Annotated in this window: 19 protein-coding genes; 7 read left to right on the top strand and 12 right to left on the bottom strand. The window is 28.4% G+C overall.

Going from position 1 to position 14,825, the window contains the following annotated elements; translation table 11 throughout:
* Positions 1 to 3: 3 nt before the first annotated feature.
* Both flhA and CAMP5063_RS01790 read right to left on the bottom strand, forming a co-directional pair.
* Positions 4 to 2,163, bottom strand: a complete 2,160-nt coding sequence (flhA, locus tag CAMP5063_RS01795; protein ID WP_133318796.1) for a flagellar biosynthesis protein FlhA — start codon at positions 2,161 to 2,163, stop codon at positions 4 to 6.
* Positions 2,156 to 2,560 (bottom strand): Rrf2 family transcriptional regulator, encoded by a 405-nt coding sequence (locus CAMP5063_RS01790; protein WP_220567238.1) that lies wholly within the window; start codon positions 2,558 to 2,560, stop codon positions 2,156 to 2,158. The genes flhA and CAMP5063_RS01790 overlap by 8 nt, the downstream gene beginning before the upstream one ends.
* 184 nt (positions 2,561 to 2,744) lie before the next feature.
* Between CAMP5063_RS01790 and rpsO the strand changes: the two genes are divergently transcribed.
* Positions 2,745 to 3,017 (top strand): 30S ribosomal protein S15, encoded by a 273-nt coding sequence (gene rpsO, locus CAMP5063_RS01785; RefSeq protein ID WP_012661650.1) that lies wholly within the window; start codon positions 2,745 to 2,747, stop codon positions 3,015 to 3,017.
* Between the two features lie 187 nt (positions 3,018 to 3,204).
* Here the strand turns inward: rpsO and CAMP5063_RS01780 are convergent, their stop codons facing one another.
* From CAMP5063_RS01780 to ilvC, 5 genes are read right to left on the bottom strand one after another with little or no spacing between them, the layout of a single operon-like run.
* Positions 3,205 to 4,098: an RsmB/NOP family class I SAM-dependent RNA methyltransferase gene (locus tag CAMP5063_RS01780; protein WP_337194701.1), complete on the bottom strand. Its 894-nt coding sequence runs from the start codon at positions 4,096 to 4,098 to the stop codon at positions 3,205 to 3,207.
* On the bottom strand, positions 4,085 to 4,471 hold the full coding sequence (gene ruvX, locus CAMP5063_RS01775; RefSeq protein ID WP_263664421.1) for a Holliday junction resolvase RuvX: 387 nt from the start codon (positions 4,469 to 4,471) through the stop codon (positions 4,085 to 4,087). Before ruvX ends, CAMP5063_RS01780 begins: the two co-directional genes overlap by 14 nt.
* Positions 4,468 to 5,235 carry a DNA-processing protein DprA gene (locus tag CAMP5063_RS01770; protein ID WP_337194700.1) on the bottom strand — a complete coding sequence of 256 codons (768 nt, stop codon included), beginning with the start codon at positions 5,233 to 5,235 and terminating at the stop codon, positions 4,468 to 4,470. Before CAMP5063_RS01770 ends, ruvX begins: the two co-directional genes overlap by 4 nt.
* Entirely contained in the window at positions 5,222 to 6,259 is a 1,038-nt protein-coding gene (locus CAMP5063_RS01765; protein ID WP_337194699.1) for a divergent polysaccharide deacetylase family protein, read from the bottom strand. The genes CAMP5063_RS01770 and CAMP5063_RS01765 overlap by 14 nt, the downstream gene beginning before the upstream one ends.
* A gap of 28 nt (positions 6,260 to 6,287) precedes the next feature.
* Positions 6,288 to 7,310, bottom strand: a complete 1,023-nt coding sequence (gene ilvC, locus CAMP5063_RS01760; RefSeq protein WP_337194698.1) for a ketol-acid reductoisomerase — start codon at positions 7,308 to 7,310, stop codon at positions 6,288 to 6,290.
* A gap of 107 nt (positions 7,311 to 7,417) precedes the next feature.
* On the opposite strand from ilvC, the gene CAMP5063_RS01755 reads away from it, so the two are divergent.
* From CAMP5063_RS01755 to CAMP5063_RS01730, 6 genes are all read left to right on the top strand, one after another.
* The gene (locus tag CAMP5063_RS01755) at positions 7,418 to 9,358 is read left to right on the top strand and encodes a ribonuclease R family protein (RefSeq protein WP_337194697.1); all 1,941 of its coding nucleotides are present in this window, start codon (positions 7,418 to 7,420) and stop codon (positions 9,356 to 9,358) included.
* Positions 9,351 to 10,316, top strand: coding sequence for a DNA polymerase III subunit delta (gene holA, locus CAMP5063_RS01750; RefSeq protein ID WP_337194696.1), 966 nt, complete (start codon positions 9,351 to 9,353; stop codon positions 10,314 to 10,316). The genes CAMP5063_RS01755 and holA overlap by 8 nt, the downstream gene beginning before the upstream one ends.
* Positions 10,317 to 10,406: 90 nt before the next feature.
* Positions 10,407 to 10,781, top strand: a complete 375-nt coding sequence (gene rpsF / locus CAMP5063_RS01745) for a 30S ribosomal protein S6 (protein ID WP_133318789.1) — start codon at positions 10,407 to 10,409, stop codon at positions 10,779 to 10,781.
* A 3-nt stretch (positions 10,782 to 10,784) separates the two neighbouring features.
* On the top strand, positions 10,785 to 11,315 hold the full coding sequence (locus CAMP5063_RS01740) for a single-stranded DNA-binding protein (protein ID WP_133318788.1): 531 nt from the start codon (positions 10,785 to 10,787) through the stop codon (positions 11,313 to 11,315).
* 10 nt (positions 11,316 to 11,325) lie between these two features.
* Entirely contained in the window at positions 11,326 to 11,586 is a 261-nt protein-coding gene (gene rpsR / locus CAMP5063_RS01735; RefSeq protein ID WP_039618521.1) for a 30S ribosomal protein S18, read from the top strand.
* Positions 11,587 to 11,639: 53 nt separating this feature from the next.
* Entirely contained in the window at positions 11,640 to 12,275 is a 636-nt protein-coding gene (locus CAMP5063_RS01730) for a MarC family protein (protein WP_337194695.1), read from the top strand.
* Here the strand turns inward: CAMP5063_RS01730 and CAMP5063_RS01725 are convergent.
* The 5 genes from CAMP5063_RS01725 to fliW all read right to left on the bottom strand — a co-directional run bounded on the left by CAMP5063_RS01725 (position 12,268) and on the right by fliW (position 14,809).
* Entirely contained in the window at positions 12,268 to 12,582 is a 315-nt protein-coding gene (locus CAMP5063_RS01725) for a hypothetical protein (RefSeq protein WP_337194694.1), read from the bottom strand. The two genes, CAMP5063_RS01730 and CAMP5063_RS01725, sit on opposite strands and share 8 nt — an antisense overlap.
* A gap of 98 nt (positions 12,583 to 12,680) precedes the next feature.
* Entirely contained in the window at positions 12,681 to 13,409 is a 729-nt protein-coding gene (locus CAMP5063_RS01720) for a prepilin-type N-terminal cleavage/methylation domain-containing protein (protein WP_263661810.1), read from the bottom strand.
* The gene (locus CAMP5063_RS01715) at positions 13,393 to 13,689 is read right to left on the bottom strand and encodes a hypothetical protein (RefSeq protein WP_337194693.1); all 297 of its coding nucleotides are present in this window, start codon (positions 13,687 to 13,689) and stop codon (positions 13,393 to 13,395) included. The genes CAMP5063_RS01720 and CAMP5063_RS01715 overlap by 17 nt, the downstream gene beginning before the upstream one ends.
* Entirely contained in the window at positions 13,686 to 14,414 is a 729-nt protein-coding gene (locus CAMP5063_RS01710) for a pyrroline-5-carboxylate reductase (protein WP_337194692.1), read from the bottom strand. The genes CAMP5063_RS01715 and CAMP5063_RS01710 overlap by 4 nt, the downstream gene beginning before the upstream one ends.
* Positions 14,414 to 14,809, bottom strand: coding sequence for a flagellar assembly protein FliW (gene fliW, locus CAMP5063_RS01705; protein ID WP_012661666.1), 396 nt, complete (start codon positions 14,807 to 14,809; stop codon positions 14,414 to 14,416). The genes CAMP5063_RS01710 and fliW overlap by 1 nt, the downstream gene beginning before the upstream one ends.
* Between the last annotated feature and the right edge of the window lie 16 nt (positions 14,810 to 14,825).

Raw genomic sequence — 14,825 nt, 5'->3', positions numbered from 1 at the left:
CCTTTATAAATTATCAACTTTTATAATACCTTCTGTTTCAAATTTAGTATTTTCTGCAATCTCAGCAAAACTTAAAACTGTAATATTAATACCAAAATTAGAACAAATATCAGCGATAAATTTTCTAAGTTGTGGCTCAACACAAAGCAAGAAAGGCTTAATTCTTGTATTTGCCACACTTGCAAGTTCAGCTTTTAAAGCTTCTACTAAAGCACCAGTTTGGGCTACATTTATCATTAAATGATACGAACCATCTTTAAACTGCACATGCTCCATTAATTTTGCAGCCGCAGCAGCATCAAAAATATAAAAGCTAATTTGCCCTTTTTCATCCACATATAAATTTGTAATTGCTCTTGCTAAAGAAGCCCTTACATGCTCAATAATCATATCCAAACTCTTGCTTACTTCAGCTATATCACTAATTGATTCTAAAATTGTAAGCATATCTTTAATAGGAATATGCTCTTTAAGTAAAGCTTTTAAAACTTTTTGAATTAAACCTATACTAGCAACCCTTAAACAATCATCTACCACGATAGGATAATCATTTTTGATTTTATCTAATAAATTTTGCACTTCTTGTTTAGTTAAAAGCTCTGAAGCATTAGCTTTTATAAGCTCACTCATATGGGTTGAAATCACACTTGCTGGATCAATTACAATATAACCATTCAGCGTTGCCTCATCTTTTAAGGATGATTCTATCCACAAAGCATCAGAATTAAAAGCAGGTTCTTTAGTAGCTATACCTTCGATAGGTTCAGTGATAAAACCACTATCCATAGCTAGATATTTATCAGGATAAATTTCAGCACTAGCTATACCTACACCTTTGAGTTTAAAAGTATATTCATTTGGTTTTAATTGCAAATTATCTCTAATTCTAATTTTTGGCATTAAAAAACCTAAACTTTGAGCTATATTGCGTCTTGTTGATCTAATACGCTCTGTTAATTCACTTTCTGCTAGTTTGATAAGCCCATAACCTAATTCTAATTCTAAAATTTCTAATTTTAAAATATCTGTGATTTTATTTTCTTCTTCTTTTAAGATTTCTTCTTCGCTGCGTTTTTGAGGTTTAGCTTGTTCTTCTTCATGGGTTTCTTGAGACTTTTTAGCTGAAATTGCATTGATTTGAATTTTACCCTCTTGCACTTGCTTTATCATATAACCAAGTCCTAAAAACACCAAAGCCATAAAGCCTAAAGAAAAATGCGGTAAACCGGGCACTAAAGCAAAAATAAATAAAACAAAACCTACAATTAATAAAGTTTTGTATTCCCCTAAAAGCTGATTGATAGAACCTTCAGCAAAATTATCTTCATCTTTACTAGCACGCGTGATGATAATTGCAGTTGCCGTTGAAGTTATAAGTCCAGGAATTTGAGAAACAAGCCCATCACCTATTGTTAATATAGTATAAGTTGAAGCACATTCTCCAAGCTCCATATCATGCTGAAAATAACCTATCATAAACCCACCGATTAAATTTACAATGGTGATAATAATCCCAGCAACAGCATCCCCTTTTATAAATTTAGAAGAACCATCCATTGCTCCATAAAAATTTGCTTCAGCTATGATTTCTTGGCGTCTTGCGCGTGCAGTTTTTTCATCAATCAAACCTGCATTTAAATCCGCATCAATAGCCATTTGCTTACCTGGCATTGCATCAAGAGTAAATCTTGCTTGAACTTCAGAAACCCTTGTACTACCTTTAGTTACAACCATAAAATTGATTAAAACTAAAATACAAAAAACAACCATACCTATAACATAATTTCCACCAACAACAAATTCACCAAAACTTGCCACTATATCACTAACAGCAGCTGGACCTTGATGACCCTCGCTTAAAATCATACGCGTTGTAGCTATGTTAAGTGAAAGTCTAAAAAGCGTAATAATTAAAATCATAGTTGGAAAAGTTGTTAAATCTGTAGGTTTTGGTATATATAAAGAAATTAAAATAATTAAAACTGAAATTGCTATACTTAAAGCAAGAAAAAAATCTAAAACTATACTTGGTAAAGGTACTATAATAATAGCTAAAATTGCAATAATTACAGCTACTATAGTTAGACTCTTTGCCTTTAAAATAGGTGCAACAAGTGGAGCAATCCAAGGCAATACTAAGCTAAAAATATCCCTTTTAGCCATTATTTTGAATAATATCCTCTAGAGTAATAGAAACTAAAAAATCATCTATCTTATTTTGAAGCTTCACCAACACAGGCATAATTTTACAATTTTCTTCTTTTTGCGAAGGACAAATTCCATTACTGCACTCAAATACATTGATAGATTTTTTCTCTACACTATTAATAATTTCTTTTAAAGTGTATTCACTTGGCTTTTTAACAAGCATAAATCCACCTTTAGCACCCTTATAAGATTTCAAAAGTGCGTCTTTGGCAAGTGCTTGTAAAATTTTCGCCAAAAAACTTTTTGGTATATCTAAAACACTTGACATAGTATCTACATCTTGCGGTTCTTGGGATTTTGCTATATGAATTAAAGACAATAAAGCATATTCGCTAGCTTTGGTAAATAACACTTTTTTCCTTTCATTGAAATATTAATAAACAATATCTATTTTTAACTTTAAATAAAAATTTTAATTATATCAAAAATATGTGTTGTTAAATATTAAATTTCTTATTTTTTAAATTTCAGCATTTTTTTTGTTTTTTTAGTTATAATTGCACTTTTTATTTTAAATACCGCTCAGGAGGTCTATTATGGCTTTAGATTCGGCTAAAAAAGCAGAAATAGTTGCAAAATTTGCTAGAAAAGAAGGAGATACTGGTTCTCCAGAAGTTCAAATCGCACTTTTAAGTGCAAGAATTTCAGATTTAACAGAACATTTAAAAATCTACAAAAAAGATTTTTCTTCTCGTTTAGGTCTTTTAAAGCTTGTTGGTCAAAGAAAAAGACTTTTATCTTATCTAAAAAGAAAAGATTATCAAGCTTATTCTAAATTAATCAGCGAATTAAATTTAAGAGATAAATAAGCCTCGTGCTTATTTATCTTTAATATATTTTATTTTAGTTATTTACCACTTCTTTAATTTAAGTTTTCAAAATTTCAATATTTTATTCACAAGAGTTTCACGATGTGATTTTAGCTTCTAAGTATCTAAAAATAGCACTTTAAGTTTTATGAGTAAAAATATTTTTCACATTTAATTTTATTGATTTTTAATGTTTTTTCACTTTTGCTATAAAAAACCCATCTGCATAATTATCTGGTAAAACTCTTTTGGCAAATGACAAGTCAAAATCATCACTTTTTGCATTAATGAAGTTAACATTTAATAAATCAAAATCTAGTAATTCTAATTTAAAATTTTCATTTCTTAACGCATTTTCTAAAACAGCTTCATTTTCTTCTCTTAAAAATGTACAAGTACTATAAACCAATTCCCCACCATGTTTTAAGGCTAGTAATGCTGAATGTAAAAGTTTTTTTTGCAAATTTGCTATTTGCTTAATTTCTTTTGTGTTTTTTTGTATTTCAAAACCCATTTTTGCAAAAGTTGAACAAGGCGCATCAAGCAAAATTTTATCAAATTTCAAAGGACAAGCTTTACCTATAGTGCGTGCGTCTTTTAAGAAGCATTTTGCAATTTTAACTTGATAATTTTCCATAGTTGTTTTTAAGGTAAAAAAGCGTGTTTTAGATAATTCACAACTTGCTAAATAACCTTCATTTTGCATAAAATTGGCCAAATTTAAACTTTTTCCACCAGGAGCTGCACACATATCTAATACACTCTCACCAGCTTTAACGCCCAAGGTTTTAGCACATAAATACGAAGAATAATTTTGTATATAAAACTTACCCTCATTAAAAGCATTCATTGAGCTTAATTTGCTTTTAAAAATACTAGGTATTTTATAACAATACAAATCAATTTTTTTAAATTTTATATTTTTTTCATTTAGAATTTCTTCTAGTTTTTCATTGTCAATAAGCAAAGAATTTCTAAAAATATTGACATATTTTTCTTGATTAAAACTTTGAAGGATTTGTTCTTTTTGCTCTTTTGTATAAATTTCATCTAAAGCTGTATTTAAATCAAGCAAGGCCATAAAAATCCTTTAAAAATAAATATGCAGCTAAAGAATCAAGTTTGCCATCTTTTTTCTTTAAATTCACTACACCGAGCTCTTGTGCGTTTTTAGAGCTAAAACTCTCATCAACAAAAAAAACTTCTTTATCAAAACCAAGTAAAGATATGAAATGCTCTATTCTTTTTCGCATTTCATCTTCACTAGATCCGCCCAAAGGAATTCCTACCACCAAAGTATTTACATCATAGTCTTTAATGTATTTTTTTACCTCATTTGCTGCTTGATTGCGGTTTTTTCTAATGATAGCTTCAAGTGGCATGGCCATGCTTTTATTAATACACAAAGCAACACCAATACGCTTTAAACCTATATCTAACGCTAAAGTATTCATATGTAAGCTCTTATTTTCACTCCAGAAATTTCCACCAAACCCTCAAGTTCATATTCATAAACTCTATCACCAAATTTTTTCAAAACTTTTTCTAAATCATTTTCATGCTTTAAAAAGCTTAACAAATCATCCTCACTTTGCTCTTGATAAAGCTCTCCAAACATTTTTGCAAATTCCTCAAAATTATGAATTAAATTTGCTTTTTTTGTGGCTAAAAGTAAATTTGTTCCTTCACTTTCACCTTTCCTATGAGGTAATACATATATAGGTTTATTCATACTCAAAGCAAGCCTTGCACTTTGCATAGAACCACTTTTTAAATCAGCTTGAGCTATTATAACAACCTCACTTAAAGCAATAATAAGCCTATTTCTTAATAAAAAATCATATGGCTTTGCTTTATATTTTGCTTCATTTTCACTTAAAGCTAATGCATTTTCATAAATATTTAAAATTTCATTTGTATTAGCTTTTGGATAAATCTCATCAAGTCCATTAACAAATATGGCTATAGTTTGAGGATAAGCTATTTTAGCTGCTTGGATATCCACACCCAAAGCCCCACCACTTACTACACAAACCTTAGTCTTTTTTAACAAAGATACTAACTCAATGAGACAATTTTTAGTATAAACGCTCATTTTTCTAGAACCTATAATAGCTACTTTTCTAGCATTTAAAAGCTCTAAATTGCCTTTATAATAAATCTTTGAAGGTGGATTTAAAAGATTTTTAAAATCTTCAATATTCTCAATAAATTTCATTTAAATATACAAGTTCAACTGAATTTAACAAATCTTTACTTTGCACCAAAGCTTTAAAAGTCTTTTCTCTTGGATGACCAATAGCTATAGCAAAACCTTTCTTTCTTGCCTCTTCTACTGCTTGTTTGAGTTGATTTTTAATATATGCTATATCATCTTCATTATCTAAAAAAACATCTCTGGCTATATAAGGCTGATTAAATTGACTTACTAAATTTTTAGCTTTAGAATTTCCTATGGTTCTTGAATCTACAAAAATAAAATCATTTTGTTTAAAAGCATTAAATAATTTTTCCATAGCCTGCTTATTTGCAGTAAATAAACTTCCTGTATGGTTGTTAATAAATTTTACTTTTGGAAATTGTTCTTTTACAAAAGCAATGCGCTTGCTTATTTTTTCCATATCATCACTAGGGTGTAAAGTGTTTAATTCTGCCTTGTCATATTTTATAGCAGCAAGAGGCAAATGCACCATAAAAAAGTCAAAATCCTTTGCAAACTCAGCTGTATAAGGATGGCGTTTATCAGGTGGAAAAAAAGATGGGATTAATTTTAAATTTGTTTTTTTAAGCATATCTACATGAGTGTGACTTGCCATATCATCTATAATAATTGCTAGACGAGGCTTGGTATTTTTTTGTGCTAGAATTTGAGTTTTGTTATCCTCGCTTTTATCTGATATATTTTGCTCTTCATTTTTTGATTCTTTGCTTGTATTTTGATCTATTACTTCTAAAATTGAAGTTTGATTATCTTCTTTAGTTTGATTTAACTCTGTATTTACAGGGTTCAAATTTAAAATTTCACTAATATTTTTATCTAAAAATTCTAAATTTTCATTTTCTAAAGTCAAATTTATATCATTAAAACTAAAATTATTTTCTTGTTCTATTATAGGTAATGGTTCTTTTTTGTTTATTGTTTGATTGTAATCTAAACCTTTATTTTCTTCTTTTTTTAAAAACAAAGCTCCAAATGCAAAAAGAAAAATTCCAATTACGACAAGACAAAGCGCTAAAAGCACTTTGTATTTTTTATTTATAGTTTTCAAATTAGTTTTTATCTTTATCAACTAATTTTTTAGCACTAATCCAAGGCATCATAGCGCGAAGTTCGCGTCCTGTTTTTTCTATCAAAGAATCATTCATTAATTTACGCTCTGCGTGCATTCTTGCAAAATTCGCTCTTCTTTCTAAGATAAAATCTTTAGCAAAACTTCCATTTTGTATATCTTTTAAAACACCTTTCATAGCTTCTTTAGTTTCTTTGGTAATAATCTTAGGTCCTGTGATATAATCTCCATATTCAGCAGTATTAGAAACAGAATATCTCATATCAGCAATACCACCTTGATAAATCAAATCTACAATTAATTTCATTTCATGCAAACACTCAAAATACGCCATTTCAGGTTCATACCCTGCTTCAACTAAGGTTTCAAAACCAGCTTGGATTAAAGCACTAAGTCCTCCACAAAGCACCGCTTGTTCGCCAAATAAATCTGTTTCAGTTTCAGCTTTAAAAGTCGTTTCTATAATACCTGTTCTACCACCACCTATAGCACTAGCATAACTTAAAGCTAAATTTTTAGCATTTTTACTTTCATCTTGGTGGATAGCAATTAAACAAGGAGTGCCCCCGCCTATACTAAATTCATGTCTTACAGTATGACCTGGAGCTTTAGGAGCTATCATAATCACATCTATACCTTTTGGAACAACAATTTGTCCATAATGGATATTAAATCCATGTGCAAATGCTAGAGTTTTACCTGCTTTTAATTCAGTTTTAATTTCTTCATTAAAAATTTCACTTTGAATTTCATCAGGAGCTAAAATCATAATCAAATCTGCTTCTTTAGTAGCTTCTTTTACGCTTTTTACTATAAAATTTGCTTTTTGAGCTTTTGCCCAACTTTGCCCACCCTCTTTTAAGCCTATGATCACTTCTACACCACTATCTCTTAAATTCATAGCATGAGCATGACCTTGAGAGCCAAAACCTATAATAGCTACTTTTTTTGATTTTATTAAATTAACATCACAATCTTTATCATAATAAATTGACACAGCCATTATGCACTCCTAAAATTAAAATTAAAGCAAAGATTATAACTAAAAAATATAAATTTAATCCTTTTATGATAAAATTTAAGTTTTGAAAAATTACTATAAAGAGTATTATGAAAGAATTATTTAATCAACTAAGCTATGGTCTAAATGCTGATGAAATTACCAATAAAAGCAAACAAATCATTAGAGAGTTGCTAACTTGCGATATTATTAAATTTTATAAAAACAAATACTATTTAAAAGATGGCTTTACTTTTGGTAAGATTGATATTTCAGCTAATGGAACAGGATTTTTAGAAAGTTTTGATCCTGTTTTTAAGCGTGATTTGCTCATAGAAAATAAAAATTTAAAAGGAGCGAATTATGCTGACATAGTTGTGGCAAAATTACTTCCTCTTAAAAAAAAGCGTCCAAGTGTTAAAGTTATCTTAATACTTAAAAGAGCCCATGAAACTTCTTTGGTTATAACTAAAAAATACGGCGAAGCAGTCCTTGGAGTAAATATTCAAACAGGACTCACATATGCCTTAAAAGCCTCTCAAAAATCCTTAAAAACTCTACCTTTAGGAACTATTTTAAAAATAGAAAATCATGATAATAATATCACTGAAGTGATAGGGCATATTGATGATGATTTTGTAGATGAAAAAATTTCCTTAGCACTTTTTAATAAAAATGCAGTTTTTGATAATTTATGTGAAAATGAAGCAAGAGCTTATGGAAATGAAGTTGATGCGAGTATGTATCCATCAAGAAAAGATCTTAGAAATTTAAATTTTTGTACCATTGATCCAATTGATGCAAAAGATTTTGATGATGCAATTTATTATGATAAAAATGAGCATGCTATTTATGTAGCCATAGCTGATGTAAGTGCTTATGTGCATGCTTATAGTGCCATTGATAAAGAAGCAAGATCAAGGGGTTTTTCGATTTATTTTCCTCATATTGCTATACCTATGTTACCAAGAGCTTTGAGTGAAAATATTTGCTCACTAAAACCTAATGAAGATAGGTTAGCATTTTGTTTTAAAATAAGCTTAGATCAAAACAATGAAGTGATTAAAGAAGAGCTTTTTGAGACTATTATCAACTCAAAACGCCGTTTTAATTACGATGAAGTTGATGAGTATTTACAAACGCAAGAAGATTTAGGCGCAATCAATTGGCTTTATGAGGTTTTCAAAATCACTCAAAATTTACGAAAAAAACGATTAAAAAATGCTTGTGAGTTTAAAACCCAAGAGCTAAGAATGACTTTAGATGAAAATAATAAACTCATAAAAACACGCCTTGAAAATGACACTGCCTCGCATAATTTAATCGAAGATTGCATGCTTTTAGCTAATAAAGCTGCAGCAAAACTCATTGATATAGGAGTTTTTAGAAATCATTTAAATCCTGATTATAAAAAAATAGATCAATTGCTAGCTGATCTTTCAACACTTAGTATAGATATTAATCCTAAAAATAATGTCATAGAATTATTTAAAGACATTCAAGTCTTAGCAAATGAGCTAAATATAAGAGAAGAAGTAGATAAACTCATCATCAAAGCGCAAAAAAAAGCAGAATATTCTAGTGAAAATGCAGGGCATTTTGGCTTAGGTTTTGATAAATATACCCATTTTACAAGTCCTATTAGAAGATATTCTGATCTTATATTGCATAGACTTTTAAAAGCTAAAATCAATAATGATGAAAAAATGTTTAATTATTTGCTTTTAAACATACAAAGCACTTGTGAGGAATTAAGCTTATTAGAAAGAGAAGCAGATAAAGTTGCTTGGCATTTCATGGATAGAAAATTTGCAAGATGGGCAAAAGAAAATATAGGAAAAAGATTTAAGGCTTTAGTGGTAGAAAATCAAAGTTCATTGCAAGTAAAATTAAATGATGAAATTAAGGGAGCTTTGATTACCATCATAGGTTCAAGGGCAAATTTATTAGAAAATATAGAAGTAGAAATCACTGAAGTAGATATTGTTAGTGCTAAAATTTTTGGCAAAATCACCAAGAATTTTAGTTTAGAAAGAAACCAAAATGTATAAAAATCAACTCCAAAGTTTGCTTAATGGTAATAGTTTTCCTAATTATTTCTTACTTTATGGAGCGGATAATTTCCAAATAGAGCTTTATACTAAATTTATTAAAGACAAATACTCTTTTGATGAGAGTTTAAGATTTTATTTTGAAGAATATGATTTTAAGCAAGCATATGATTATTTATCTAGCGCTTCCTTATTTAGCGAAAGAAAATTGCTAGAAATCAAAACTCAAAAGAAAATCCCAAGTAAAGAACTCAAGCAACTTTTACAGCTTTGTCAAAATTCGCAAGATAATTATTTTTTACTTGAAATTTATGATGAAAGTTCCAAACAAAGTGAAGCGGAGAAAATTTTTGCTAATAATTTTTGTAGATTTTATAAAGTAAATTCAGCTAAGGAAGGCATGGAATTACTAGCTTTAAAAGCTAAAGAATTAAATATTAACATTACTCAAAATGCCCTTTATACTCTTTTTTATAATTTTAATGAAAATTTATATTTAGCGGCTAATGAGTTAAATAAATTTAGTGGTCTAAATATCGATGAAAAAATCATCCAAGAGCATTGTTATAGTTTAAGTACTATTAGTTTTGAAAGTTTTTTTGATAAATTAATGCAAAAAAAAGATTTAAGGAATGAACTTGAAAATATTTTAGAAAATTACAATGAAATAGCATTGATTAATGCCTTATATGCAAATTTTTCTAGACTTTTTAAAATAGCTTTACATGTTAAAATTTATGGAAATTTAGACTTGAAAGAAATTTTAGGCTATGCTCCACCTATTTCTGTGGCACAAAATCTTCAAAAACAAGCTCTTGTGATCAAAATATCACAATATAAAAATATCTTTCTGACACTTTGTAATTGCGAATATGAATTAAAAAAGAATTCTAAAATAGAAAAAAAAGAATTTTTAATCGCAACACTTTTACAACTTAGCTCCATATTAAAAAGTTAAATTAAGAAAACTTATGGTAAAATGAAATTTGCATTTTATGCAAAATCCTTGCCTAAAATTTTAGGCTTTATATCCATAAGGAGAAATTAAATGAGACATTATGAAGTTTTATTCATATTAAAACCAACACTTACAGAAGAAGAAGTAAGTGCTAAGTTGGAATTCGTAAAAGAAGTCCTTACAAAAAATGGCGCAGAAATTGAAAGCGTAGTTCCAATGGGAACAAGAAAACTTGCGTACAAAATTAAAAAATACGAAAGAGGAACTTATTTTGTGATTTATTTCAAAGCTCCTACAAATTTAATAGCAGAGCTTGAAAGGGTATTAAGAATCACTGAAGAAGTAATCAGATTTTTAATCGTAAAATATGAAAATAAAAAAGAAATTGCAGCTTGGGAAAGACTAAGCAAGGGTATCAAACAAAATAAAAAAGAAATTAAAGCTAGTGAAAGTACAGAAGGCTAATTAATGTTTAATAAAGTCGTTTTAGTAGGGAATCTTACAAGGGACATAGAAATGCGTTATGCTCCATCAGGTAGCGCAATAGGCTCTTCTGCTATAGCTGTAACAAGAAGATTTAGTACAAATACAGGAGAAAAAAGAGAGGAAACCTGCTTTATCGACATTAGCTTTTTTGGAAGAACTGCAGAAATTGCTAATCAATACCTTAATAAAGGTAGTAAAATTTTAATCGAAGGTCGTTTGAGATTTGAGCAATGGAGCGATCAAAATGGACAAAACAGATCAAAGCATAGTATTCAAGTTGAAAATTTAGAAATGCTAGGTTCAACTGTACAAAATAATCAACAAAGTAATTTTGAAAATCAAAATTATGGTTATAATCAAAATTTTAATCAACAACAAAGCTTTGATCCTTATGCTCAAGTACAAACTAGAACAAATTCATCTAATAATACCTATCAAAATCCTCAAAAGGAAGCCCCTATGAAGGAAATTGATATTGATAAATATGATGATGATACAGAATTACCATTTTAAAGGAAAAAACATGGCAGAAAAAAGAAAATACTCACGCAAATATTGTAAATATACTGAAGCTAAAGTTGATTTTATAGACTATAAAGATACAGCATTGCTAAAACATGCTTTATCAGAAAGATTTAAAATCATGCCACGCCGTTTAACAGGCACTAGCAAAAAACACCAAGAAATGGTTGAAGTTGCTATTAAGCGTGCAAGACATGTAGCACTTATCCCTTATATCGTAGATAGAAAAGAAGTTGTTACCAATCCTTTTGAAGGACTATAATTATTAAATCAAACCCAAGCTTTTTAAGCTTGGGAAAATAAAAAGGTTGTTTTATGTTTTCAGATATAGAATCTGAAATTTATGTTATTTTACTTGCATCCGTTGCTATTATAGCAGTTTTAAATCCTTTTGGAAATCTTCCACAATTTATTGCAATGACTGAAGGTTTAGATGCTGATATAAGAAAAAAACTTTTTAGAAATATCATTTACACTGCATTTTGTATTGTTTTAGTTTTTTTACTTTCTGGACCATTTATCATGAAATATTTATTTAAAATAGATATTAATGATTTACGAGTTGCAGGTGGTTTGATTTTAATCATTATGAGTACAAAAAATCTACTTTTCACCCCATCAAGCACTCAATTTCAACACTATCAAGGATTAAGCCACAATGAATTATTAAAAAAAAGTATAGTGCCAATGGCATTTCCTATGCTTGTAGGACCTGGAACACTTTCTACCATAGTAGTTATTTCAGAAGATCAAAATTTAGCTATAGCCATAGCTTCTGTATTACTTACTTTTGCTTTTATTTTTGCTTTATTTCACTTTTCAGCTACTATTGAAAAAGTTATCGGTAAGCTTGTGCTTTATGTTTTTTCGCGCATTGCTTTAGTTTTTATTATGGCTATGGGAGTAAAAATGATAGCTATTGGGGTTCAAACTTACATTCAATCTACCTAGGATAAATAAAAAAACTTTTTTGTAAAAACACTTCTTCATTTACTGCTTTATTAGTATTTAACAACACACTAATATTTACCGCTACAATACTTTTTGCATGAATATACTTTGCAATTAATTTATTATTTTTACATTCACCCAAAGGATAAGCATAATCAATTCGTATTTTTATATTATTATATTCAAAATTATATTCACTTAAGCATTCTTTACCCTCCAAATAGGCTTGATATAAAAAATATTTAGCAAACTCTTTAGCATCATGAAGTAAAATATTTCCTTGGGTATAAAGCGTTAAATCTTTCATAATTCTTGGTGGATATGAAGAAATTTTTATTATAAACGCCATAATAAAAGAAATAAATAAAATAAAAAATATTGTATATATCATTGCAAATGATTTTTTCACAAAAGCATCCATTTATCTAAACATCTATTTTGAGTATTACTGCAAATTGTAATTTTTAATAACTCACCATCATGCTTGAAAATAAGTTTTGAAATATTTTGAGCTAATAAAAATACTTGTTTGTTATGATTTAAATCATCAATTTGCATATAAATATTTTTATTTTTCAAATACACCTTAATATAAGCATATAAAATAGTATAAAATCCACTAAAACTCTCATCAAAAAAATTGATTTTTTCTCTATCATCAACTAATATTTTATAGATTTTTGAATTTTTTATATCATAAATATACATATAATCACTAGTATATATTTTCAACTTCTTCATACTATGCATATCTTTATAATTGCTCAAAATTCCTTCAGAAATTCCATTTTCTATAAAATGCAAATTACTTTTTGGGCTAAAAAAACTTTCATTATTTTCTAAAATAATACCACTGAAGTTTAATTTTTTTAATGACAAATCATAAAAAATATCATCATTTGCACTCATATAACACTCAAAAGAATTACTTGTAAATATTGCATTCAAGCAAGAATTATAAATTTTCTCCATGCTAAGTAAAGCTTGATTTAAATCAAAAAATATTTCACTAGATTTTTTAACATTAAAACTATAATTATAAATATACATAGCTGGATTAATTAAAATAGTAATCAAAATACCCAAAATAACAAGACTTAACGCAAGTTCCAATAAACTAAAAGCCTTTTTCATCTACAAAAGCTTCTTTATAGGATAAATCTTTTATTTTTAAAGATTTGAGTTTAAATTCATCACTAGTGTATTCTAAAAAGTTGTAATTATTTATATTTATCTCTTTTGCTTTATATGAAGGAATTTTCTTTAGCAATTCTTTTTCTTCATTAAAAAGGGTTTGATTTTGCCATATAACATTTAAAGATTTATTTGCAAATACAAGATAATAAGATCCAAAAATAAAAAATAAAATTACAATACAAAAAGCAAGCTCTAGGAGACTAAAAGCTTGCTTCATTTATTTAAACTTGCATTAAAAGCTTCAAAAAAGGCACCGCGCAAAGCTCTTTTTTCCAAAGCTTCAATTCCTTTTATAGTTACTCCTGCTGGAGAACAAATTTTTTCTTTAATAATAGCAGGATGAGCATGATTAAACAAAGCATTAAAGCTTTCAAAACTTGCACGAGTAAGCTCATAACTAAGCTCATTTTTTAAACCATTTTTCACACCTGCATTAGCTAAACTTTCTGCTACCAAAGCCAAAAATGCAGGAGCACAACCACTCAAAACCATAGCTATATCAAATTCTTTTTCATTTTGCAAACTTATGGCTTTACCAAAAGTATTTAGCAAAGATAAAATTTCATCTTTAAATAAATCTTTTTCCATTAAATAAGCAGTTGTAGAAGCTTTAAATTCGGCTGCTGTATTTGGCATAATTTTCACATAATTTTGTGCATCAATACAATGAAGCCGCTCAAAAGTAGTGTTTGCTAAAACCGAAATAAGCCATCTTGCCTTGCCTTTTAATTTAACAGCTACTTCTTCTAATGCATAAGGTTTAAAAGCCAAAATAATATTTTTATTATCCATATCAAACTCATCATACGATAATACTTTTAAATTTAAACCACTGGCTTTTTTTAAATCCCTAGCAACAATAACTACTTTATAAGTATCCTCTAAACCTTTAGCTATAGCACTTGCCATAGCACCATTTCCTAAAATATAAATTTCAGACATTATTTTGTTTGTTTAATAAAAGCTGAAATCTTTTCAGACTGAAAATAATTAGGATATTTGCTTGTATCTAAAATCACTTGCACTAAAGAGTTATTATCATAATTCATCACAACAGGTGCTAAAAAATTTACCGTAGATTCTTCTAATGGCTCATTAATAGCTACTATAACAAACACACCAAAATTAGTTTGCTCATTTAAAGCTAATAATTCTTGATAATAATCAGGCACTTCAAAATCATAATCAGGACGGATCATATAAGGATCAATCATCACAAAAGAAAAATCTTTACCATCAAGGCTTTTAAGTCTATAAAAAACCTCGTCTATTTTATAAAAATTCATATTTTTGGTATCTTCAAAACCTAAAATAGGACATTTAACTTCTAAGTTCATCTTGCCTCCTAAAATC

The organism is Campylobacter sp. RM5063, assembly GCF_024723655.1.
Classification (GTDB): domain Bacteria; phylum Campylobacterota; class Campylobacteria; order Campylobacterales; family Campylobacteraceae; genus Campylobacter_D; species Campylobacter_D lari_D.
Note: the sequence above shows the minus strand (reverse complement) of the source record. Positions and strands in the feature narration are given on the sequence as shown.

Bases quoted from the DNA above. Each gene is read 5' to 3' on its own strand.
- CAMP5063_RS01740 (WP_133318788.1), top strand. From the start codon at position 10,785: ATGTTTAATAAAGTCGTTTTAGTAGGGAATCTTACAAGGGACATAGAA.
- rpsO (WP_012661650.1), top strand. From the start codon at position 2,745: ATGGCTTTAGATTCGGCTAAAAAAGCAGAAATAGTTGCAAAATTTGCT.
- CAMP5063_RS01715 (WP_337194693.1), bottom strand. From the start codon at position 13,689: ATGAAGCAAGCTTTTAGTCTCCTAGAGCTTGCTTTTTGTATTGTAATT.
- holA (WP_337194696.1), top strand. From the start codon at position 9,351: ATGTATAAAAATCAACTCCAAAGTTTGCTTAATGGTAATAGTTTTCCT.
- CAMP5063_RS01770 (WP_337194700.1), bottom strand. From the start codon at position 5,235: ATGAAATTTATTGAGAATATTGAAGATTTTAAAAATCTTTTAAATCCA.
- CAMP5063_RS01755 (WP_337194697.1), top strand. From the start codon at position 7,418: ATGAAAGAATTATTTAATCAACTAAGCTATGGTCTAAATGCTGATGAA.
- CAMP5063_RS01725 (WP_337194694.1), bottom strand. From the start codon at position 12,582: ATGAAAGATTTAACGCTTTATACCCAAGGAAATATTTTACTTCATGAT.
- rpsF (WP_133318789.1), top strand. From the start codon at position 10,407: ATGAGACATTATGAAGTTTTATTCATATTAAAACCAACACTTACAGAA.
- CAMP5063_RS01720 (WP_263661810.1), bottom strand. From the start codon at position 13,409: ATGAAAAAGGCTTTTAGTTTATTGGAACTTGCGTTAAGTCTTGTTATT.
- rpsR (WP_039618521.1), top strand. From the start codon at position 11,326: ATGGCAGAAAAAAGAAAATACTCACGCAAATATTGTAAATATACTGAA.
- fliW (WP_012661666.1), bottom strand. From the start codon at position 14,809: ATGAACTTAGAAGTTAAATGTCCTATTTTAGGTTTTGAAGATACCAAA.
- ilvC (WP_337194698.1), bottom strand. From the start codon at position 7,310: ATGGCTGTGTCAATTTATTATGATAAAGATTGTGATGTTAATTTAATA.
- CAMP5063_RS01780 (WP_337194701.1), bottom strand. From the start codon at position 4,098: ATGGCCTTGCTTGATTTAAATACAGCTTTAGATGAAATTTATACAAAA.
- CAMP5063_RS01710 (WP_337194692.1), bottom strand. From the start codon at position 14,414: ATGTCTGAAATTTATATTTTAGGAAATGGTGCTATGGCAAGTGCTATA.
- flhA (WP_133318796.1), bottom strand. From the start codon at position 2,163: ATGGCTAAAAGGGATATTTTTAGCTTAGTATTGCCTTGGATTGCTCCA.
- CAMP5063_RS01730 (WP_337194695.1), top strand. From the start codon at position 11,640: ATGTTTTCAGATATAGAATCTGAAATTTATGTTATTTTACTTGCATCC.
- ruvX (WP_263664421.1), bottom strand. From the start codon at position 4,471: ATGAATACTTTAGCGTTAGATATAGGTTTAAAGCGTATTGGTGTTGCT.